Genomic DNA, 20,653 nt, shown 5'->3' with positions numbered 1-20,653 from the left:
AATCCATTCGATGTTGTTCAAGGAGGTGAATGCCTAAGGTCGCCCGACATCGTCAATCGAGCGAATTGCCTCCCATGCGCTACTCAAAAGCCCAGGTGCTGCTGCACTGGATCTCTGCGGTCATCATCCTCTGGGCCACTGTCAGTGGTTTCTACGTGGCGCTTCTTGACGTGCCGCATACCGTCGCTGAAACCATTGGTTTCTTCAACGTGTCCATCACCTCGGTGTTGATTCCGTTGTTCGCCATACGCGTGGTGATTGCCATCTCAAATCACCGGGATGCACCCGCCAGCGGAGCGGAATGGGCTGCCTTGATTGCTCACGCCGCTCTGTATCTTGTCACGACCGTCGTGCTGCTGACGGGCGTGCTGATGATGGAGCGGGAGATAAATGTGTTCAACCTGGTGAGCTTTCCACAGCCCATCAGCGACCCGCAGCTGACCATGGCGTTCAATACTGCACACCGCTATGCATGCGTCGTTCTGGGCGGGCTTCTGTTCCTGCATATCGCCGCCGTGGTCAAGCATCATCTGTCGGGCAATGCGATCCTGAAGCGGATGAGTTGGTAAACGCCGTGAAAAAGCTGCTACGCAGAGGGTCATTTGCACTACATTTGACCCATGACCGCATTCAACGCCCAATCGAACCGCAGGTACTGGAGCCTGGGTACCCTCGTGCTGCTGGCGGGGTGTTCCACATTGGGAACGCCACCAGAGGCACCGCCTGCCCCATCGCCTGCCACGTACGTCAAGGCCGAATGGGGTGCATTGCCGTCTGTTTCCGACAACGACCTGCAGGCCGGTTTCGTCGCCTGGCGCAGTAGCTGCACCCGCCTGAAGAACGATGCGGTCTGGGCCAAACCCTGCGCCACCGCCGCGGCGGTTTCAGACAAGGACCCGGCCGCGATCCGGCAGTTCCTGCAGCGCGACCTCGATGTCTATGCGCTGCGTGCCGGCGGTCACCAGACCGACGGACTGATTACCGGCTACTACGAGCCGATCTACGCCGGCAGCCTCACCCGCACGGCTGCTGCCAGCGTACCGGTGTACGGCACGCCCGATGATCTGGTGGTGGTGCAGCTGGACAGCGTCTACCCGGAACTGAAGGGCAAGCGCCTGCGCGGGCGCGTCGAGGGCAAGGTGCTCAAGCCCTATGACGACGCCGGCACCATCGCGGCCAAGGGCGCCAAGGCCCCGGTACTGGCTTGGCTGACTGACCCGATGGACCTGCAGCTGCTGCAAATCCAGGGGTCAGGCCGCGTGCGCCTGCCCGATGGCACGCAGGTGCGGCTGGCCTATGCGGAACAGAACGGCCACCCCTACCGCGCGATCGGTCGCTGGCTGGTCGACCAGGGCCAGCTGAAGAAGGAAGACGTCACCATGGACGCGATCCGCGCCTGGGCCAGGGCCAATCCCGCGCGCGTGCCGGAACTGCTGCGCAGCAACCCCAGCTACGTGTTCTTCGTGCGCAACCCGGACAGCCCGGAAGGCCCGCGAGGTTCACTGAACGTGCCGCTCAGCGCCGGCTACAGCGTCGCAGTGGATCGCACCGTGGTGCCGCTGGGCAGCCTGCTGTGGCTGTCCACCACGCGCCCGGACGGCACCCCGGTGGTGCGCCCGGTGGCCGCGCAGGACACCGGCGGCGCCATTGCCGGCGAAGTGCGCGCGGACCTGTACTGGGGCAGTGGCGATGCCGCAGGCAAGCTGGCCGGCGACATGAAGCAGAAGGGCAACATCTGGATGCTGTGGCCGAAGGGCGTGGCGCTGCCGAACTGAATCGGCAGGGGTCGGATCCCTTTCCGCAGGAAAGGGTTCTGACCCCGGATGCCTGATAATGGCGCCATTCCGAACTCTCCGGCCGCGCCTGCGGCCAGGACCCCCTGCAATGAAGAACATCAAGAACAACAACGCAAAGAAGTACTACAAGCACTGGGCCGAATCGGGCCTGGGCAAGGGCAACGTGCTGATGGAAGCCCGTGGCGAGAAGATCGTGCGCCAGGTGGAGATCTACGGCACCAAGATGGTCTGGGCCGACGAGCACGCCCACAGCGATGACCGCTTCCTGCTGGCCGACCAGCCGGTGTCGTTCCTGGATTTCGACGAAGACGACGAAATCTCCGCGCGCGAGTTTGAAAGCGCCTGGAAGAAGGCCAGGGAAGCCACCGGCTACCCGGTGTAAGCGCATCATTCGGCACCCGCGCCTGTAGGGTCGAGCCACGCTCGACTGCTTCACCGCCCTTGTAGAGTCGAGCCACGCTCGACTGCTTCACCGCCCTTGTAGAGTCGAGCCATGCTCGACTGCTTTTGGCTGCGGCAGTCGAGCACGGCTCGACTCTACAAAGAGTCGCGGACGAAATGTTATATAATTACATTTTTGCCCGCACCCTTCTGCCCCGATGAAGACCTCCACGCTGGTGGCCGCCCTCGCGGCGGCTCCGTTCGCCCCTGAAGCACTCGCACAATCGGCCGACGCCGCACTCACCCTCGGCAGGGTGCAGGTACACCAGCACGGGGAGGGCCAGCTGAGCGCGCACCAGGTGCTGACCTCGGTGGACGTGCTGGGCGCGGACCAGATCGAAGACCGCAACGTCTCGCACAGCTGGGAACTGCTCGGGCAGATGCCCGGCATCCAGCTCACCGAAACCCGGCAGGGTGCCGAATCGGGCAAGGTCAGCTTCCGCGCCTTCAACGGTGAGGGCTACCTCAATGCCATCAAGACGCTGATCGATGGCATTCCCAGCAACGTCAACAGCGGCAACCAGCGCTTCATCGACATGCTGTTCCCGCTGGAAATCAGCTACATCGAAGTAGTGCGCGGTACCAACGATCCGCGCTATGGCTTGCACAACATCGGCGGCAACGTGAATTTCGGCACGCGCCAGGGCGGCAGCTATACCGATGCGCGGCTGGCCTACGGCAGCTACAACACCCGTGATGCGCAGCTGGCGGTAGGCCGTGAAGCCAATGGCGTCGCACAGAACTATTTCGTCGGCACCCAGGCCAGCGATGGCTACCGCGACCACGACACCTCGAAGAAATATTCGCTGGGCGGCAAATGGTTCTACGGCTCGCTGGACGAAGGCCTGCGCGTGGGCCTGACCGCGCGTGCGTACCACCACGAAGCCGAAGAACCCGGCTTCATGACCGCCGACGAACTGCGCACGCATCGCCGCGGCAGCGACCTGCGCAACGGCAACGATGGCGATGACCGCGACATGCGCCAGATTGCCGCGCACCTGGATATGAAACTGTCTGAGAGGCTCACCTTCGGCACGCGGCTCTATTACAACCGCTACGAAGACGACCGCCGCGTGACCTTCAGCGACCTGCCCACCGGCAACCTGCCGCGCCAGCGCCGCGTGTGGGATGAGCGGCAGACCGGCCTGCTCAGCACGCTCACCTGGCAGGCCAGCCCCGCGCTTACCGTCGAGGGCGGCTTGAACTACGAGCAGCAGGACAACAGCTACCTCCGCGATCGCTACGCCTACGCCGAACCCACCGACTTCAGCCGTGCCCCGACACGGGTGCAGAACAACGACCGCCACAGCTTCGACAATTGGGGCGCCTACGTGCAGGCCATCTACCAGCCCGTCGAGGCGTGGAAGATCGTGCCGGCCTACCGTGTGGACCGCTTCAGTGGCCGTACCCACCTGATGAACGGCCTCAGCGCTCGGCTGCAGGATTACGGCAGCATCGGCCAGCCCAAACTGAGCGTCATCCACAGCCTGGGCGAGAACACCCACGTCTACGCAAACTGGGGCCGCACTTTCCAGGTGCTCACTGGATCCACCGCGCCGGCTTACCTCGCCCCGGGCCAGGCGCCGATGCATCCGTCCACCAACACCGGCATGGAGCTGGGCCTGAAGTTCCAGCCGTTCGCGGGCAGCCAGGTACGTCTGGCGGTATGGCAGCAGGATGCGGAAAACGAGGTGTCCAACATGCCGGCCACCGGTACCACGGTCACCTTGGGCAAGACCCGCCGACGCGGCGTGGATGCGCAGTTGAGCCTGAAGCTGGGCGACGACTGGACGGTATGGGCGTCGCACGCCTACCAGGAAGCGAAGATCACCCGCGACGACCGCGACGCCAGCATTTCCCTGCAGGGCCGCGAAGTGGCCGCCACCCCGCGATACATCAGCAACCTGGGGGCGGATTACCGCGCCAGCGACGCGCTTCGCCTCGGCCTGCAGGCACGCGCGCAGGGCGACTACTACCTTGAGGAGCGCAATGTGGCCGGAAAGTTCGGTGGCTTTGCCGTGCTCGACCTCAGCGCGGCCTACCAGATCAACCCACGCTGGAGCGTGGACCTGCAGCTGAAGAACGTTACCGGACGCCAGTACGCCTACGCCTGGTACGACAGCTTCTTCTGGGACAGCGCTCGCCCGATGTTTTCGCCGGCCCCTGGCCGTAGCGTGTTCGTCGGCCTCAATATGAAACTGTGACCCGCTCACGTATCCGGTAGTGGGCGAGCTTGCTCGCCCTGCGGCAGTGGTCAGGGCCCTTTCCTGACGGAAAGGGATCCGACCCCGGACCCGCGTTTTTGCACTACATTGGTGCAATGTCCGACCCCGCACCCCCGCCGTCCCTCGATGCCCTGGGCACGCCGTTGGCCTGGGCCGGGGCCGATGGCTGCATCGCCGGCTGCAATCCGGCCTTCGCCCGCTGGCTGGGCGTCAGCGTCCGGCGCCTGCTGGGGCGGCCGCTGGCCGCACTGGAAGTGCAGGGCGAAGCCCTGGCCCATTTCCTGGCTCGCGATGAGCGCGACAGCCTGCGCCTGAACCGGTTGGCGCTGGCGGTGCCCGGCGAGGCCCCGCGCTTCGCCGAGGGCTGGATGAGCCGCCGCGACGATGGCGGTTGGCTGCTGGAGGCGCATCCGGTCGATGAATTCCCCGGGCTCGACCCGACCCAGGCCCTGCCCAGCGCGCTCAGCGCGGCGCTGAAGGGACTGGCCCACGAGCTTCGTAATCCGCTGGCCGGGTTGAAGGGCGCGGCCCAGCTGCTGGCCCGCCGCGCGGCCCAGCGCGATGCCAGCGAACGCGAGCTGATCGAGCTGATCGGGTCCGAGATCGAGCGCCTCAACGGCCTGCTTGACCAGCTGCTGTCGCCGGCTCCGGCCGCGCCGCATGCCGAACTGAACATCCATGCCGCGCTGGAGCGCGTGCTGCGCCTGGCCGAGAACGAGGCCGGCTGGGCGGTACGCCTGCAGCGCGACTACGACCCCAGCATTCCCGAATTCCATGGCGACGCCGACCGCCTCACCCAGGCAGTGTGGAACCTGGTGCGCAACGCGATCCAGGCCGGCGCCGGCAGCATCACCCTGCGCACCCGCGTGGAGCATGGCGTGCGCATCGCCGAGCAACTGCACACGCTGGCGCTGCGCCTGGAAATCGCCGACGACGGCCGTGGCGTGCCCGAGGAGCTGGCCGAGCATCTGTTCCTGCCGCTGGTCAGTGGTCGCGCCGAAGGCACTGGCCTGGGCCTGGCGCTGGCGCAGCAGGTCGCACGCGAACATCGCGGCACACTGACCTACCGCTCGCGCCCGGGCCATACCGTGTTCACCCTGCTGCTGCCGATCGTCAGCGGCGCCGCCCCGGCCGAGGAGGCCCCGCACGATGTCTGAGTCCTCTTCGTCCCCGCAGCGCATCTGGGTGGTCGATGACGATCGGGCCGTGCGTTTCGTGCTGTGCACCGCGCTGCGCGAGGCGGGCTACCAGGTCGTCGATTTCGACAGCGCCGCCCCCGCCCTGCAGGCGTTGAGCGAAGGCCCGCCACCGGCGCTGCTGTTCACCGATGTGCGCATGCCGGGTGACGATGGCCTGGTGCTGTTGGACAAGCTCAAGGCCTCGCTGCCGCAGCTGCCGGTGGTGGTGATGTCGGCCTACACCGACGTGGCCAGCACGGCCGGTGCGTTCCGCGGTGGCGCGCATGAATTCCTGTCCAAGCCGTTCGATCTGGACGACGCCGTGGCGCTGGCGCAGCGTGTGCTGCCGGCCGTTGCACCGGCACTGGCGGCGCCCACACCTGCGGCGGAAGCGCATGGCGACCAGCCACCGCAACTGGTGGGCGATACCCCGCCGATGCGCGCGCTGTTCCGTGCCATCGGCCGCCTGGCGCAGGCGCCGCTGGCGGTGCTGATCACCGGCGAAACCGGCACCGGCAAGGAGCTGGTGGCCAATGCGCTGCATCGCGAATCACCGCGCGCGCAGGGGCCGTTCGTCGCGCTCAATACTGCTGCAATCCCGTCCGAGCTGCTGGAAAGCGAGTTGTTCGGCCACGAAGCCGGCGCCTTCACCGGTGCCCAGCGTCGCCATATCGGTCGCTTCGAGCAGGCCAACGGCGGCACGCTGTTCCTCGATGAAATAGGCGATATGCCGTTGCCGCTGCAGACCCGTCTGTTGCGCGTGCTGGCACAGGGCGAGTTCTTCCGCGTCGGTGGCCGCGAGTTGATCCGCGTCGACGTGCGTGTGATTGCCGCCACCCACCAGGATTTGGAAGGGCTGGTCGCGCAGGGGAAGTTCCGTGCCGATCTGCTGCATCGCCTGGATGTGGTGCGCCTGCAGCTGCCACCGCTGCGCGAGCGTCGCGAGGACATCGCGCAACTGGCCAGCACGTTCCTGGCCGCCGCCGCACGCAAGCTGGATACGCCACCGAAGCGCCTGACCGCCGCCGCACTGCAGGCGCTGCGCGAACACGACTGGCCGGGCAACGTGCGCGAATTGGAAAACGTGTGCTGGCGGATGGCGGCGCTGGCCGCCGCTGACACCATTGGTGTGGCCGACGTCGATACCGCGCTCAACCGTACGCGCGGTCGTCGCAGCAGCACCACCAGCGCCGATCCGGGGCAATGGGAGGCGCTGCTGGCCGAATGGGCACGCCGGCAGCTGGCCGAAGGCGTGGAAGGGCTGCACGCGCAGGTGCGTGAGCGGGTCGACCATGCCCTGCTGGAGGCCGCGCTGCAGATCACCCATGGCCGCCGTGCTGAAGCCGCGGCCCGCCTGGGCCTTGGCCGCAATACCCTTACCCGCAAGCTGGGCGCTGGCCGCCGTCGCGGGGGCCATTGAACGGTCCCTGCACGCGATCCTCGCGCCCGCTTGCCGAACCGTTGATCGTTCATGGACGATGCCGTCCGTAGTGTCACCTGCAAGGAGTCTTCGATGCGTCTGTCCATTGCCATCCTGCCGTTGTCCGCCGCCGCGCTGCTGTCTGCCTGTGGCAGTGCGCCGAAGAAGGCCGAACCCACCCCGCCGCCGCCGGTGGTCGTCAGCGCCGCCAAACAGGCCGAGGCCAATCTGGCGCCGGCCTCGGCCAGCATCGTCAGTGGCCGCATCGCGCTGATGGTGGAGCCCGGTGGCATCCACATCACTGGGCTGATCGGTGGCCTGCAGCCGATGCAACAGGCCGGTTTCCACATTCATGAGCGCGGTGACTGCAGCGCGGTGGATGCCAGCAGTGCCGGCAATCACTTCAATCCCGGTGGCGCTGCGCATGACCGCGCCGGCACCGGCAAGCACCACCTGGGCGACATGGACAATCTGCGTGCCGACGCCCAGGGCCGCGCCAACGTCGATATCCACCTCAAGGGCGTTACCCTTGGCGGAGGCGCCGCCACCGATATCGCCGGACGTGCACTGGTCGTGCATGCCAACGCCGACGACTATCGCAGCCAGCCCGCCGGCAATGCCGGCGTCCGCATCGCCTGTGGCGTGATCCGGGTTGTCCGCTGATCACTGCAGGCATCATCCAGGGAGAGATTCCATGCGTTTGATCCACACTTCGCTGTTCGCAGCCATTGCTGCACTGGGCCTGGCGGCCTGCAACCAGCAGCCGGCCGCGCCGCAGGCTGAAACCGCGCCGGCCGCGCCGGCCGAGGGCGCAACCACTGAACCGGCCGCAGCACCGGCACCCGCTGCCGCCCCGGCGGCCGACGCCTCGGCCACGGCCGAGCTGGCGCCGACCCAGGGCAACGAGACCAAGGGCAGCGTCACCTTCAAGGTGGTTGACGGCAAGGTCCACGTGACCGGCCAGATCAGCGGCCTGAAGCCGGGCAGCGAGCACGGCTTCCACATTCACGAGAAGGGCGACTGCAGCGCGCCGGACGGCATGAGCGCCGGTGGCCACTTCAACCCGGGCAAGCAGGATCACGGCAGCGTGTCCGCCGATCCGCACCACGGTGGCGACATGCCCAACATCAAGGCCGACGACAAGGGCGTGGCCACCATCGACGGTCCGGTGTCGAGCAACGTCAACATCGGCAAGGGCGATGACTTCGACATCATCGGCCGCGGCCTGATCGTCCATGCCGATGCGGATGACTACAAAACCCAGCCGACCGGCAACGCCGGTGCGCGCCTGGCCTGCGCAGTGATCCAGAAGGCGCAGTAAGCCATCAGAAAACGCCGGCGCAAGCCGGCGTTTTTCTTTATCGGTAGTGACGGCCGCTGGCCGGCAATCGCATATCCGGAGGTTGCCGGCCAGCGGCCGGCACTACCAGTTAATTGGGCGAGACCAGCTTCAGGCCGATCACACCGGCCACGATCAGGCCCACGCAGGCCAGGCGGGCCGGCGATGCGCTGTCGTTGAACAGGTAGATGCCCAGCACCGCCACGCCCATGGCGCCGATACCGGTCCAGATCGCGTAGGCGGTACCGACCGGGATGCTCTTCATCGCCTGGCTCATCAGGTACAGGCTGATCAGCGCGGACACGACCGTGGCAGCGGTGGGAAGGGGTTTGCTGAAGCCTTCGGAGTACTTCATTCCGAGGGCGAAACCGATCTCGAACAGGCCGGCCAGCAGCAGGTAGATCCAGGGCATGGGTGGGGGCTCCTTACCTTTTCTGAGAAAAACGAAACGGCCCGGTGTTTTCACACCGGGCCGTGGGTCGGTACATCACCGTGGAACTGTAACGCGTGCGGGGCACTGGTTCCACGGGGCGGGTCGTCCCGCCTGGGCGGCGATGCCTGCGGGCATCGCACATGGGGCTTACTCGGACAGGTTCCGGCCGTGGAACAGCTCTTCGATCTCGCGCTTGAGCAGCGCTTCGATCTTCATGCGTTCCTTGAACGACAGGTTCTTGGCCTTTTCCTCGAACAGGTACTGGTCCAGGTCGAAGTCCTTCAGGTGCATCTTCGTGTGGAAGATGTTTTCCTGATAGACGTTGACGTCGAACATCTCGTAACGCGACTTGATGTTCTTGGCCAGGAAGTTCTGGATCGAGTTGATCTTGTGATCGATGTAGTGCTTCTTGCCCTTCACATCGCGGGTGAAGCCACGGACGCGGTAGTCCATGATCACGATGTCCGACTCGAGGCTTTCGATCAGGTAGTTCAACGCCTTCAACGGCGAAATGACGCCGCAGGTGGCCACGTCGATGTCGGCGCGGAAGGTGGCGATACCTTCCTGCGGGTGCGTTTCCGGATAGGTGTGCACGGTGATGTGCGACTTGTCCATGTGCGCGACCACGGCATCGGAGATCAGCTCCTTGCCGGCCTGCTTCTTGTCGATCACCGGTTCTTCGGAGATCAGGATGGTCACCGAGGCACCCTGCGGATCGTAGTCCTGGCGGGCCACGTTCAGGATGTTGGCGCCGATGATCTCGGCGACATCGGTCAAGATTTGAGTCAGCCTGTCGGCGTTGTACTCTTCATCGATGTATTCAATGTAACGCTGACGCTCCTCTTCGGTGCGCGCGTAACACACGTCATAGATGTTGAAGCTCAGCGCCTTGGTGAGGTTGTTGAAACCCTGCAGCCTCAGGCGAGGCAACGGCTTGACCACGGCGGTCGATTCCTGTGTAAGAAGGGAAAGGGGGAATTATGGGGCAAACTGTCCCCGGGGGGAACGTGAAGAGCGCTCACATCTGGCACACTGTTTGCCCTTAACAATTGCGCTGGTTAAGCTCCGCTATCGACCCCGTGAATCCGTTCATGCGCAGAGGGAGCGCTCCTATCGTGTCAACCGTGCGCCTAGCTAGCAGTCCACTGGCCCTGGATATCGCCACAATCGATCGTTTCCTGGCGCACAGCCACAGGCGGCGATACCCCACCCGTACCGACGTCTTCCGACCCGGTGACCCGGCGGGAACCCTGTATTACGTCATCAGCGGCTCGGTTTCGATCATGGCCGAGGAAGATGACGATCGCGAGCTGGTGCTGGGCTACTTCGGTGCCGGCGAGTTCGTCGGCGAGATGGGCCTGTTCGTTGAATCGGACCGCCGCGAGGTGATCCTGAGGACCCGTACCGCCTGCGAGCTGGCCGAAATCAGCTACGAGCGCCTGCACCAGCTGTTCCTCGGCCCGCTGTCGGCCGATGCCCCGCGCTTGCTGTACGCGCTGGGCCAGCAGATCTCCAAGCGCCTGCTCGACACCAGCCGCAAGGCCAGCCGCCTGGCATTCCTGGACGTTACCGACCGGATCGTGCGCACCCTGCACGACCTGGCGCAGGAGCCGGAGGCGATGAGCCATCCGCAGGGCAGCCAGCTGCGCGTCTCGCGCCAGGAACTGGCCCGCCTGGTCGGCTGCTCGCGCGAAATGGCCGGCCGCGTGCTGAAGAAGCTGCAGACCGATGGCCTGTTGCACGCCCGCGGCAAGACCGTGGTGCTGTACGGCACCCGTTGATCGTTGAGCAGCCGGTGGGTGCGGACCTTGGTCCGCACTCTTTCACGCGCTAGGCTCGGTGCATGGAACTGAGCAGCGCATTCTGGTGGTTCATCCTCATCGGCCTGGGCGCCCAGCTGGTGGACGGCGCGCTGGGCATGGCGTTCGGCCTCGTGTCGTCGTCGGTGATGCTGGCCATGGGCATTCCGCCCGCGCAGGCCAGTGCAGCCATCCACACCGCCGAGGTGTTCACTACTGGCGCCTCCGGTGTGTCGCATCTGGTCGCCGGCAATGTCGATAAGCGCCTGTTCCTGCGCCTGGCGCTGCCCGGCGCCGTAGGCGGCGCCGTGGGTGCCTACGGCCTGACCCAGCTGCCCGGCGAGGTGATCCGCCCGCTCATCTACCTGTACCTGCTGGTGCTGGCCATCATCATCCTGGCACGTGCCGCCGGCCGCCTGATGCCCAAGGGCGAGGTCAAGCGGGTGCCCGTGCTGGGCTTCGTCGCCGGCTTCCTGGATGCCAGCGGCGGGGGCGGCTGGGGGCCGGTGGCCACCTCCACCCTGCTGGCCCGCGGCGGCCAGGCACGCACCACCATCGGCACGGTGAACGCGGCCGAGTTTGTGGTCACCCTGACAGTTTCAGCAACGTTCCTGCTGTCGATGGGGCTGCATCACCTGCAGATCGTGGCCGGCCTGCTGATCGGCGGCATGATGGCCGCGCCGGTGGCCGCACTGCTGGTGAAGCGCCTGAAGGAGCGCTGGGTGCTGGTGGCCGTGGGCGTGCTGGTGCTGGGCATCAGCCTGTTCCAGATCGGGCATGCGCTGACCGGGTATCTGGCGCGCTGAGCGCTCGCCGGGCATGGCCCGGCGCTAGCTGCACGGGATTCGGTAGTGCCGGCCGCTGGCCGGCAACCCCGCAAGCCCTTCCGCAATCATGAAGTTGCCGGCCAGCGGCCGGCACTACCGGGTCGCAGCCCGGCACTCCGTCATCCCATCCCCGGCGGATTCCGCGCGTTACGCCTTGTCACCGCCGCGGTCCACGCAGCCCCAGTTGAGGATGCGGGTGCCGGCCGGCAGCACGCGGCGGAAGAAGTCCACCCTGCCCGGCTTCGGGTTCACCACCACCGGCGCCTTGGCGGCCAGCAGCAGCGGCAGGTCGGCGGTGCTGTCGGAGTAGGCGATATCGATGTCGCCGTAGCCGCGCTCGCGCAGCATGCGCATCTTCTCTTCGTTGTGGCAGTGGCGGGTCGGGCCGACGCCACCCAGCCGTGGGCCGACCTCGGTGCCGATCACCGGTACGTCCTGGTGGGCGACGAAGGCCAGGATCGCGCGTGCCAGCTCTGGTGGCGCGCCCGTGGCAACCACCACGCGGTCACCCTTGGCCCGGTGCGCGGCGAACACCTCCAGCGCCTGTGGCAGCAGCTTGGCGCGCATCTGCGCCTCGTTGCGCAGCACATAGGCGTCGATGACCTTGTTGAAATCGCGCGCACGGTGCAGGCCGAAGCTGCCGATCCACACATAGACCGAAATGCCGGTACGGCGGGTCGGCAGCAGAGCCACCATCGGCCCGGCGATCGGCGTGACCAGCAGCGCCGCCAGCATGCGCAGCGGGTTGCGCTTGATCAGCGAAGCGAACAGGTGAGTACCCGAATCGCCGTCGTAGAGGGTGTGGTCGAAATCGAAGACCACCAGCGGCGCATCGTCGCGCGGCGTCGGATAGTGCGTTTTCATGCCGCGAAGAATAGCTGACGCAGGCCCTCGCCCGGCTCTTCCACGCGCATGAAGGCCTCGCCCACCAGGAACGAGTGGATGCCGGCATCGCGCATCAGTGCCACGTCCTGCGGACCGAGGATGCCGCTCTCGGTGACCAGCAGGCGATCGCGCGGCACCGCCTTCTGCATGTCCAGCGTGGTCTGCAGCGACACCTCGAAGGTGCGCAGGTTGCGGTTGTTGATGCCGATCATCGGTGCCGGTACCTGCAGCGCACGCTCCAGCTCGTCGATGTCGTGCACTTCCACCAGTACGTCCATGCCCAGCGACATCGCCAGTTCGGACAGCGTGGCCAACTGCGTGTCGTCCAGCGCAGCGACGATCAGCAGGATGCAGTCGGCACCCAGCACGCGCGCCTCGTACACCTGGTAGGCGTCGATCACGAAGTCCTTGCGCAGCACCGGCAGCGTGCAGGCCTCACGGGCCTGCTGCAGGTAGGCATCGGCACCCTGGAAGAAGTCCACATCGGTCAGCACCGACAGGCAGCTGGCGCCGCCGAACTCATAGCTGACGGCGATGTCGGCTGGGCGGAAATCCGGGCGGATCACCCCCTTGGACGGGCTGGCCTTCTTCACCTCGGCGATCACCGCCGGATCGCCGTTGGCCACTGCCGCCTGCAGCGCGCGCACGAAGCCACGTACCGGCGGGGCGCTGGCCACGGCCGCCTGCAGGTCCTCGAGGGGACGCTGGGCACGGCGCTGGGCCACTTCTTCGGCCTTGCGGGCCAGGATCGTCTGCAGGATGTCGCTCATCGTCTTCGATTCGGTGCGGGGGCGGTGAGGACGGCCATTATCGGCCATCAAGAGGGTCAGGCTGAACCGCGCGCTCAGGCAACCAGCGCGCGGGTGGTCTCTACATACTGCTGCAGGCGCTGGCGGGCGCTGCCGTTGGCGATGGCGGCACGGGCACGGGCCAGGCCGTCGCCGATGTCGCTGGCCACGCCGGCCACGTACAGCGCGGCGCCGGCGTTCAGGGCCACGATGTCCAGCGCCGGACCGGGCTGGTTGTCCAGCACGGCGCGCAGCATGGCAATGGACTGCTCCGGGCCATCCACGCGCAGGTTGCGGCTGGCCGACATGGCGATGCCGAAGTCTTCCGGGTGGATCTCGTACTCGCGTACCTTGCCGTCGCGCAGCTCGCCCACCAGGGTACCGGCGCCCAGCGAGATCTCGTCCATGTTGTCGCGGCCCCAGACCACCATGGCGCGCTCGGTGCCCAGCTCGCGCAGCACGCGTGCCTGGATACCCACTAAATCGGGGTGAAACACGCCCATCAGCACCGACGGTGCGCTGGCCGGGTTGGTCAGCGGGCCAAGGATGTTGAAGATGGTACGCACACCCATCTCGCGGCGCACCGGCGCGACCACCTTCATCGACGGATGATGGATCGGCGCGAACATGAAACCGATACCGGTCTGTTCAATGGCCGCGGCGACCTGCGCCGGCTGCAGCTCGATGGCCGCACCCAGTGCTTCGACTGCATCGGCGCTGCCGGACTTGGACGACACGCTGCGGTTGCCATGTTTGGCCACGCGCGCACCGGCCGCAGCGGCGACGAACATCGCGCAGGTAGAGATGTTGAAGGTGTGCGAGCCATCGCCGCCGGTGCCGACGATGTCGACCAGGTGGGTGGTATCGGCCACCGGCACCGCCAGCGCGAATTCGCGCATCACCGTGGCCGCCGCGGCAATCTCGTCGATGGTTTCCTTCTTCACGCGCAGGCCGGTGAGGATGGCGGCGGTCATCATCGGCGACACGTCGCCGCGCATGATCTGCCGCATCAGGTCGACCATTTCGTCGAAGAAGATTTCGCGGTGTTCGATGGTGCGTTGCAGGGCTTCCTGGGGGGAGAAGCTCATGGGAATGCTCCTTGGATCAGGCCGCCGGACGCTGCAGGAAATTGCGCAGCAGGGCGTGGCCATGTTCGGTGAGGATGGATTCGGGGTGGAACTGAACGCCCTCCACCGGGAACTGGCGGTGGCGCAGGCCCATGATCTCTTCGATCGAGCCGTCGTCGTTCTCGGTCCAGGCGGTCACTTCCAGCACATCGGGCAGGCTGTTCTTGTCCACCACCAACGAGTGGTAGCGGGTGGCCTGGTAGCGGTCCGGCAGGCCGGCGAACACGCCCTTGCCTTCATGGCGGATCGGCGAGGTCTTGCCATGCATGATGTTGCCGGCACGGATGACCGTGCCGCCGTAGACTTGGCCGATGCCCTGGTGGCCCAGGCACACGCCGAGGATGGGCGTGGTCGGGCCCAGGCGCTGGATCAGCTCCAGCGACACGCCCGCTTCGTTGGGCGTGCACGGGCCGGGCGAGATGACGATGCGCTCAGGCTTCTGCGCGGCGATCTCGTCCACGCTCATCGCATCGTTGCGCACCACCTTCACCTCGGCGCCCAGCGTCTGCAGGTACTGCACGAGGTTGTAGGTGAAGCTGTCGTAGTTGTCGATCATCCACAACATGGTCAGGTTCCGTCGCTTATCAGGAAAATGGCGTATACGTTTTCGGTGTAGGTGATGGGGCCGGCTTCGATGGATTCGCGCAGGCGTGAGCCGGTGGTCTCGATCATGTCCATCTGCGCCGCAGGTGACGGCGGCGATGGCGGTGTCACCATGTCGTCGCTTCTGGGCCAATTGCCCGCCTGCACGCCATAGGCGAAGTTCGGCGCCACATCGGAGATGCTGTACAGCCCGCGCAGCTTCGTGCCGTAGGCATTGGCAAGGCCCTGCGCGGATTGGCGCGTCGACGCGGCGGCCTCGCCCTTGAGTTCGCGCCGCAGCGCCACTTCGCCCGAGTAGGTCGGGGCCACGCTGCTGACCTGCAGGTTCTCGTTGGCCTTCAGTGCACCCAGCACGTCCTGCATCGCCTTCACGCTGGCGAAGCTGGCACGCAGCTGGCGCGACACGCGGGTGCCGACGAAGACCTGCCGGTTCTGCTCATAGCGCGTGGCCGGGCCGATCCGCAGATTGTCCGCACGCACGCTGCCCTCCACCGCCTTGTGCTGCTTGAACAGCGCCAGCACGCGCGCGACGTTGTCCTGCACGCGGCGGCGCGCGGCGTCGGCATCCATGTCGGTCTCTTCGATGTTCAACTGCAGGCCGAACCGGTCGGGCATCACCTCGCGGCGCGCCTCGCCCTTCACCAGCAGGTGCGGCTGGGAGGGAATGGTGTTGGCCTGCGCCCACGCAGACGGGGCCATCGTGGCCAGCAGTGACGACCACAGCAATGCGCTCAGCAGCTTCATGCGGTACTCCTTGTCTTGAACGGGAACGGCGGAACGACCACGGCGCAGCGGCCGTGGCGAGGCAGGCTTACAGGCCCTTGGCGGCCTGGGCGACGGCGCGGAACAGCGCGCGGCCCTTGTTCATCGTCTCGTCCCATTCCTTGTCCGGGTCCGAGTCGTAGACGATGCCGGCGCCGGCCTGCACATACAGGCGGCCGTCCTTGATCACCGCGGTGCGGATCGCGATCGCGGTATCGGCATCGCCATGCCAGCCGATGTAGCCGATGCTGCCGGCGTAGACATTGCGCTTGATCGGTTCCAGCTCGCGGATCACTTCCAGCGCGCGGATCTTCGGCGCACCGCTGACCGTGCCGGCCGGGAAGGTGGCACGCAGCACGTCGGCATAGCTCAGGCCCGGCTGCAGCTGCCCGGTCACTTCGCTGACGATGTGCATGACGTGGCTGTAGCGTTCGATCACGAACTGCTCGCCCACTTCCACGGTGCCGGCCTTGGACACGCGACCGGCATCGTTACGGCCGAGGTCGATCAGCATCAGGTGCTCGGCGCGCTCCTTCGGATCGGCCAGCAGCTCGGCTTCCAGCGCCAGGTCCTGTTCGACAGTGGCACCGCGCGGCCGGGTGCCAGCGATCGGGCGCACCGTCACTTCGCCATCCTGCAAACGCACCAGGATTTCCGGCGAGGAACCGACCACCTGCAGGTCGCCGACATCGAGGAAATACATGTAGGGCGACGGATTCAGTGCACGCAGCGCACGGTACACATCCACCGGGCGCGCCTTGAACGGCACGCTCAGGCGCTGGCTCAGCACCACCTGGAAGATGTCACCGGCGCGGATGTATTCCTTGCTGCGCTGGACCGCATCGACGAAGCCTTCGCGGGTGAATCCGGAGACGAAATCGGATTCGTCCAGCACGTCGCTGTTGAGCGGTGCCGGATAGCCGGCCCCCGGTGCGCGCAGCTTGGCGGTCAGTGCATCCAGACGCGCCTGGGCCTGCTCGAAGGCACCGTCGACACGCGGGTCGGCATGCACGATCAGGTACAGCCGGCCCTTGAGGTTGTCGAACACTGCCAGCTCGTTGGAGTCCAGCAGCAGGATGTCCGGCGTGCCCAGCTCGTCGCGGCCGGCCGGCGGGGCCAGGCGCGGTTCGATGTAGCCGATGCACTCGAAACCGAACCAGCCGACCAGGCCACCGGTGAAGCCCGGCAGGCCTTCCAGCTTGGGCACCGAGTGGGCGCTGCGCAGCGCCTCGACTTCGGCGAACGGGTCGGCCACCTCGCGGGTGTCCACCACCTGACCATCCTCGCGCACGGTCAGGGTGTGGCCGTGGAAGGCGTACACGCGACGTGCCGGCAGGCCGATGATCGAGTAACGACCAAAGCGCTCGCCGCCTTCGACGGATTCAAACAGGTAGGTATTGGGGCCGTCGGCGAGCTTCAGATAGACCGAAAGCGGCGTGTCCAGGTCGGACAGCACTTCACGGACGACGGGAATATGGGTGTGGCCTTCAGCGGCCTGCTGCAGAAACTGAGCGTACGAGTTCAAGACGACTTTCCTTCCGGGACACAGCGTTATGGGGGCGGACGACGGCAACGGGCCACCATCGCCACCAACGGCGTGCGGAAGAAAGGGTATGCGGGGTCGTCAGGCTGGACACCCCTTGACTGTATCGCAGCCTGGGCGGGAGGGGAACCCCGTCGCGGCGTCGCGGTTCATTCGGCCATTAGCCCATCCGCCGGGCGTTCTCCTGGGCCTCCAGCCCCTGTTGCTGGGCCAGTCCGGCTGCCGTCGCCTGTTCGCGACCGGTGTTCAGGGCGTCAACCTGCGCCGTGCTCACGACCAGCGGCTGGGCCATGCCGGCCGCCACGTCCACATGCGCATGTCGGCGGTGGGCCGCCTGCAGATCCCGGGTGTCGACCGCGAATGCCCGCGTGCGGTCGTCACTGAGCAGCACATGGGAGATGGCCTGCAACCCTTCGCGCTTGGCCTGCACAGCCAACGCCCCGGCCAGCTGATCGCTCTGCAGGTTCGGGATGCGGCCATGTGCCACATCGAGGCCGTGCACACCGGTCTGCGCGCCCTTGAACAGATGGAAATCGATGTGCCCCGGATCGTTCAGCGCGGGTATCTTCGCGCCCCCCTCCTGCAGCTGCGCATGCGGCCGTCCAAGCAGCTTGCGCGCGGCCGCCTCCTGGCTCGCGATTGCCGCGTCGAGACTGGGGTTCATCGTCTCGCTCATGCCATGCCGGTCCACCGACTCCCCCATGGTCGCACTGCCGCGCCCGATCACCCACGACGTCTTGGCCAGGTTGACCAGGTTCTGCGGCAGTGCCGGCGTGGGCAGGTGCGTGGCAATGCCCTTGTTGGCCATCGCGCCCAGCCCGACGGTGCCGGCCAGCACGGCCGGCGCCTGCGAGGTCAGCCCGGTGATCTGATGGCTGCTCCAGTTCATGCCCATGTGGAAAGTCGCGCCGTACACGGCATAGCCGTTGCGCAGCCCATTGGCCACGCCATGCACGCCCTGCTGCAGCTGGCCGCCCAGATGATGGCCGCCGGCACGGATGCGGCCGGCATCCGCCGCCGCTTCACGGGTGGCTTCACGGGCCTTGGTTTCGTGTTGATTGCGCGCCGCATCACCGTGCTCACGCATCTGTCTGGCCATGTCGTCGGCACCGAGCGCACCCAGCACGCTGGCCCCGATGTTCCAGCCGTAACTGCCCTTGGCCTGCACGCGGTGGCTGACCGATTCGACCAGACCCTGCAGCTCGCGACCCTTGGCAATGACCGTCGCACCGCCTTCGATGCCCACCCGCATGCTCTTGCCACCGTAGTCGACCACGGTGCCGATCGCATTTCCCTGCAGGGTCGACGCACGCTCGACGGCCACGCCGGACAAGCTCATGCCCCGGCCCGCCAGCGCGCCGACCTGCTCGACATGTTCACCGGCAACCCGTCCGGCACGCATGCCGCGCGCACCTGCGATCAGCACCTCGGCCAGCGGGCCACCGTATTCGGCAAGCTGGCTTGGCGCTTCTCGATGGCGGCGGTCCACCACCTTTCCGTTCACTTCGGTCTTGGCGTCCAGCAACAGTTCCATCCTGCCCGCGGCCACCGGAACATTGCGCAATGCCTCTGCCCCGGATTTCGACGCCAGCTGGTCAACCAGCTGGGCCGTGGCCGTCTGCGCACCCGCCGGCATCATCTCCTGCAGCTTGCGGGTAACCATCTGCTGCACGCCGGGCTGACGCAGCAGCTGGCTGGTCTCGCTGGCCAACAGGCCAAAGCCCTGCCGGTGATGCTCGTTGAGCCGCTTCAATCCGTTCTGCACATCGTTGAGCACTTCACCCGACGTCTGGTAGGTGTGCACCGTGTCGCGCGTGTTGAACACCGGCAATCCGTGGGATTTCGCGTAGCGATCGGCGGTGGCCGGATGCAGCCCCGCCGAATTGAAGGTGGTCGCACGTACACCGGTAACCGCCGAAGCGGCAGAGGCCATGCCGCCGCCAAGCGAATGACCGGCGAGTTCAAACTGGGTACCAGAGGTCTTCAAGCGACTCGCCAGTGCCATGGCCCGATCGTAGTAGTCGCTCTGCATGCCTACGCCCTGGCGTCCATTGTTGAGGAAATCCTCGCCTCCGGACTCACGCCGCCCGCCTTTCGCCCGGGGATCGATGATTTCGCCCGTTGATCCCTTGAACACCAGCACCGGCTTGGCGCCATCACCGAACACCCTTTTGTCCGGAATGTAGATCTCTGCGCGGAAGCCCGAGTCGTTCGGCCGCATCAGCGTCTTCAGGTCGGACGCCCCCAGGCTGATGCCCGCCGCTTTGAGCGTGTCCGGGTCGGTCACGGCACTGGCCCGCGTCCACCCGACCGGCGGCTCACCTTTGCCCTTTGCCGAGGCATACACATCACCAGCAAGCGAACCCAGCTCGCGGGCGTGATAGGTCTCGCGCAAGCGCGCCGCCTCGGTGGCATGTCCACCTCCCTGCAGTTGCTCGACCAGGTGCTGCTGCGCCTGGACGCTCTTGGCGCGGGCCTGCAACAGGCGTTCCTGCTGCTCGGGATCGTGACCGCTCATGGCAGACTCCATTGCTCATCAGTGAAGACACGGTCATCCAGGACCTGCTGGAATGACCACAGCCAACGCTATCATCCCCCGAACGCGTCCATGTCAAGGGATCACATGCACCGTCACCCTCACAGTTCCTTTACGCCATTTTCCTGCCTGGCGCTGATGCTGCTGATGCTGCTGAGCGCCTGCGCGCGCACGTCTTCACATGGCGCGGAGCGCTATTTCGAGGGCAAGGCACTTGAACTGGCCATCGCCGCCGAACAGGGTGATGCGGCGACGATCACGCGCCTGATCAAGACCGAAGGCGTGAACCCCGACAAGGAGTTCTCGAAGCAGGATGGCATTCCGCTCATCGCGTGGCCGTTGCGCGCACAGAACCTGGAAGGCCTGCGCGCGATGCTCGACAACGGCGCCGACCCGAATGCACGGCGTATTGAAACGCTGGACGGCGAGACGTTCCGCCACAACAACGCCATGGTCTATGCCGCGAAGATGGACGATCCGCGCTACTTGGCCCTGCTGCTGGATCATGGCGGCGACCCGGACACGCGCACCTCCAATACCGAAACGCTGCTGTTCCAGGCTTTCATTTCCGGCAACCTGTGGAAGAACATCCAGCTGCTGGTGGAGCGAGGCGCGCACGTCAACGAATCCAACATCGGCCAGGCCGATACCGTTCTCAGCTGGTACACCGGCCGTGGCGGCTTCGAGCAGGCCTACTGGCTGCTTGAGCATGGTGCGGACCCCACGATTGCATCGCCGTCATCGGCGCAACCGGGCGCGCCCGATCGGATGGCCATGGTCGAAGCCATCTACTGGGAAATCACCACACCGGACCTGCTGCCCTGGCAGAAGAAGTGCCAGCAGTGGCTGATCGATCACGGCATTGCCCGGCCGCCGCTTCCGCAGTACATCCGCGAGAAGCGCGAAGCATTCGGGTTCCCGGCGAAGGAGCAGGACATACCGCCGTTGTAG

At 66.2% G+C, this 20,653-nt stretch carries 20 protein-coding genes; 11 read left to right on the top strand and 9 right to left on the bottom strand.

The window, feature by feature from the left end; all coding sequences use genetic code 11:
- Positions 1-29 precede the first annotated feature (29 nt).
- The 8 genes from R1L06_RS01950 (at position 30) to R1L06_RS01915 (ending at position 8,381) form a co-directional block, all read left to right on the top strand.
- Positions 30-569, top strand: coding sequence for a cytochrome b (locus R1L06_RS01950; RefSeq protein WP_317216787.1), 540 nt, complete (start codon positions 30-32; stop codon positions 567-569).
- Between the two features lie 51 nt (positions 570-620).
- A complete protein-coding gene (mltA, locus tag R1L06_RS01945; protein ID WP_317216786.1) occupies positions 621-1,775 on the top strand; it encodes a murein transglycosylase A in 1,155 nt (384 codons plus the stop codon).
- Between the two features lie 109 nt (positions 1,776-1,884).
- Positions 1,885-2,178: a hypothetical protein gene (locus R1L06_RS01940; RefSeq protein WP_014035514.1), complete on the top strand. Its 294-nt coding sequence runs from the start codon at positions 1,885-1,887 to the stop codon at positions 2,176-2,178.
- A 217-nt stretch (positions 2,179-2,395) separates the two neighbouring features.
- Positions 2,396-4,441 carry a TonB-dependent receptor gene (locus R1L06_RS01935; RefSeq protein WP_317216785.1) on the top strand — a complete coding sequence of 682 codons (2,046 nt, stop codon included), beginning with the start codon at positions 2,396-2,398 and terminating at the stop codon, positions 4,439-4,441.
- A 116-nt stretch (positions 4,442-4,557) separates the two neighbouring features.
- The gene (locus R1L06_RS01930) at positions 4,558-5,619 is read left to right on the top strand and encodes a two-component system sensor histidine kinase NtrB (protein ID WP_317216784.1); all 1,062 of its coding nucleotides are present in this window, start codon (positions 4,558-4,560) and stop codon (positions 5,617-5,619) included.
- Positions 5,612-7,060, top strand: a complete 1,449-nt coding sequence (ntrC, locus tag R1L06_RS01925; protein ID WP_317216783.1) for a nitrogen regulation protein NR(I) — start codon at positions 5,612-5,614, stop codon at positions 7,058-7,060. The genes R1L06_RS01930 and ntrC overlap by 8 nt, the downstream gene beginning before the upstream one ends.
- A gap of 93 nt (positions 7,061-7,153) precedes the next feature.
- Complete coding sequence (locus R1L06_RS01920; RefSeq protein ID WP_317216782.1) at positions 7,154-7,723, top strand: superoxide dismutase family protein; 570 nt, start codon at positions 7,154-7,156, stop codon at positions 7,721-7,723.
- A gap of 31 nt (positions 7,724-7,754) precedes the next feature.
- Positions 7,755-8,381: a superoxide dismutase family protein gene (locus R1L06_RS01915; RefSeq protein ID WP_317216781.1), complete on the top strand. Its 627-nt coding sequence runs from the start codon at positions 7,755-7,757 to the stop codon at positions 8,379-8,381.
- Between the two features lie 109 nt (positions 8,382-8,490).
- Here R1L06_RS01915 and R1L06_RS01910 read toward each other — a convergent pair whose 3' ends face one another.
- Positions 8,491-8,811 (bottom strand): DMT family transporter, encoded by a 321-nt coding sequence (locus tag R1L06_RS01910; RefSeq protein ID WP_005411314.1) that lies wholly within the window; start codon positions 8,809-8,811, stop codon positions 8,491-8,493.
- A 168-nt stretch (positions 8,812-8,979) separates the two neighbouring features.
- Positions 8,980-9,774 carry an adenosylmethionine decarboxylase gene (gene speD / locus R1L06_RS01905; RefSeq protein ID WP_006473908.1) on the bottom strand — a complete coding sequence of 265 codons (795 nt, stop codon included), beginning with the start codon at positions 9,772-9,774 and terminating at the stop codon, positions 8,980-8,982.
- Between the two features lie 149 nt (positions 9,775-9,923).
- Here speD and crp point away from each other — a divergent pair, with 149 nt between their 5' ends.
- Together crp and R1L06_RS01895 are read left to right on the top strand one after the other, a co-directional pair.
- Positions 9,924-10,613, top strand: a complete 690-nt coding sequence (crp, locus tag R1L06_RS01900) for a cAMP-activated global transcriptional regulator CRP (protein WP_010482649.1) — start codon at positions 9,924-9,926, stop codon at positions 10,611-10,613.
- Between the two features lie 62 nt (positions 10,614-10,675).
- The gene (locus tag R1L06_RS01895; protein ID WP_014038735.1) at positions 10,676-11,437 is read left to right on the top strand and encodes a sulfite exporter TauE/SafE family protein; all 762 of its coding nucleotides are present in this window, start codon (positions 10,676-10,678) and stop codon (positions 11,435-11,437) included.
- 168 nt (positions 11,438-11,605) lie between these two features.
- On the opposite strand, the gene R1L06_RS01890 is transcribed toward R1L06_RS01895, so the two are convergent.
- The 7 genes from R1L06_RS01890 to R1L06_RS01860 form a co-directional block, all read right to left on the bottom strand.
- The gene (locus R1L06_RS01890) at positions 11,606-12,322 is read right to left on the bottom strand and encodes a haloacid dehalogenase-like hydrolase (RefSeq protein ID WP_032127168.1); all 717 of its coding nucleotides are present in this window, start codon (positions 12,320-12,322) and stop codon (positions 11,606-11,608) included.
- Positions 12,319-13,113, bottom strand: a complete 795-nt coding sequence (trpC, locus tag R1L06_RS01885; protein WP_049401666.1) for an indole-3-glycerol phosphate synthase TrpC — start codon at positions 13,111-13,113, stop codon at positions 12,319-12,321. Before trpC ends, R1L06_RS01890 begins: the two co-directional genes overlap by 4 nt.
- 74 nt (positions 13,114-13,187) lie before the next feature.
- A complete protein-coding gene (gene trpD, locus R1L06_RS01880) occupies positions 13,188-14,219 on the bottom strand; it encodes an anthranilate phosphoribosyltransferase (RefSeq protein WP_049401667.1) in 1,032 nt (343 codons plus the stop codon).
- 16 nt (positions 14,220-14,235) lie between these two features.
- Positions 14,236-14,823 (bottom strand): anthranilate synthase component II, encoded by a 588-nt coding sequence (locus R1L06_RS01875; RefSeq protein WP_014038739.1) that lies wholly within the window; start codon positions 14,821-14,823, stop codon positions 14,236-14,238.
- Between the two features lie 2 nt (positions 14,824-14,825).
- Positions 14,826-15,605 carry an SIMPL domain-containing protein gene (locus tag R1L06_RS01870; protein WP_049461246.1) on the bottom strand — a complete coding sequence of 260 codons (780 nt, stop codon included), beginning with the start codon at positions 15,603-15,605 and terminating at the stop codon, positions 14,826-14,828.
- Between the two features lie 67 nt (positions 15,606-15,672).
- On the bottom strand, positions 15,673-17,148 hold the full coding sequence (gene trpE / locus R1L06_RS01865; RefSeq protein ID WP_317216780.1) for an anthranilate synthase component I: 1,476 nt from the start codon (positions 17,146-17,148) through the stop codon (positions 15,673-15,675).
- A 178-nt stretch (positions 17,149-17,326) separates the two neighbouring features.
- Positions 17,327-19,684 carry a Tle-like phospholipase domain-containing protein gene (locus R1L06_RS01860; protein WP_317216779.1) on the bottom strand — a complete coding sequence of 786 codons (2,358 nt, stop codon included), beginning with the start codon at positions 19,682-19,684 and terminating at the stop codon, positions 17,327-17,329.
- Between R1L06_RS01860 and R1L06_RS01855 the strand changes: the two genes are divergently transcribed.
- Entirely contained in the window at positions 19,580-20,653 is a 1,074-nt protein-coding gene (locus R1L06_RS01855) for an ankyrin repeat domain-containing protein (RefSeq protein ID WP_317216778.1), read from the top strand. The two genes, R1L06_RS01860 and R1L06_RS01855, sit on opposite strands and share 105 nt — an antisense overlap.

The sequence above is a fragment of the Stenotrophomonas mexicanensis genome (genome assembly GCF_032911605.1).
In the GTDB taxonomy this organism is placed as follows: Bacteria; Pseudomonadota; Gammaproteobacteria; order Xanthomonadales; family Xanthomonadaceae; genus Stenotrophomonas; species Stenotrophomonas maltophilia_A.
The sequence above is the reverse complement of the archived record's forward strand: the minus strand, read 5'-3'. Positions and strand labels throughout refer to the sequence as shown.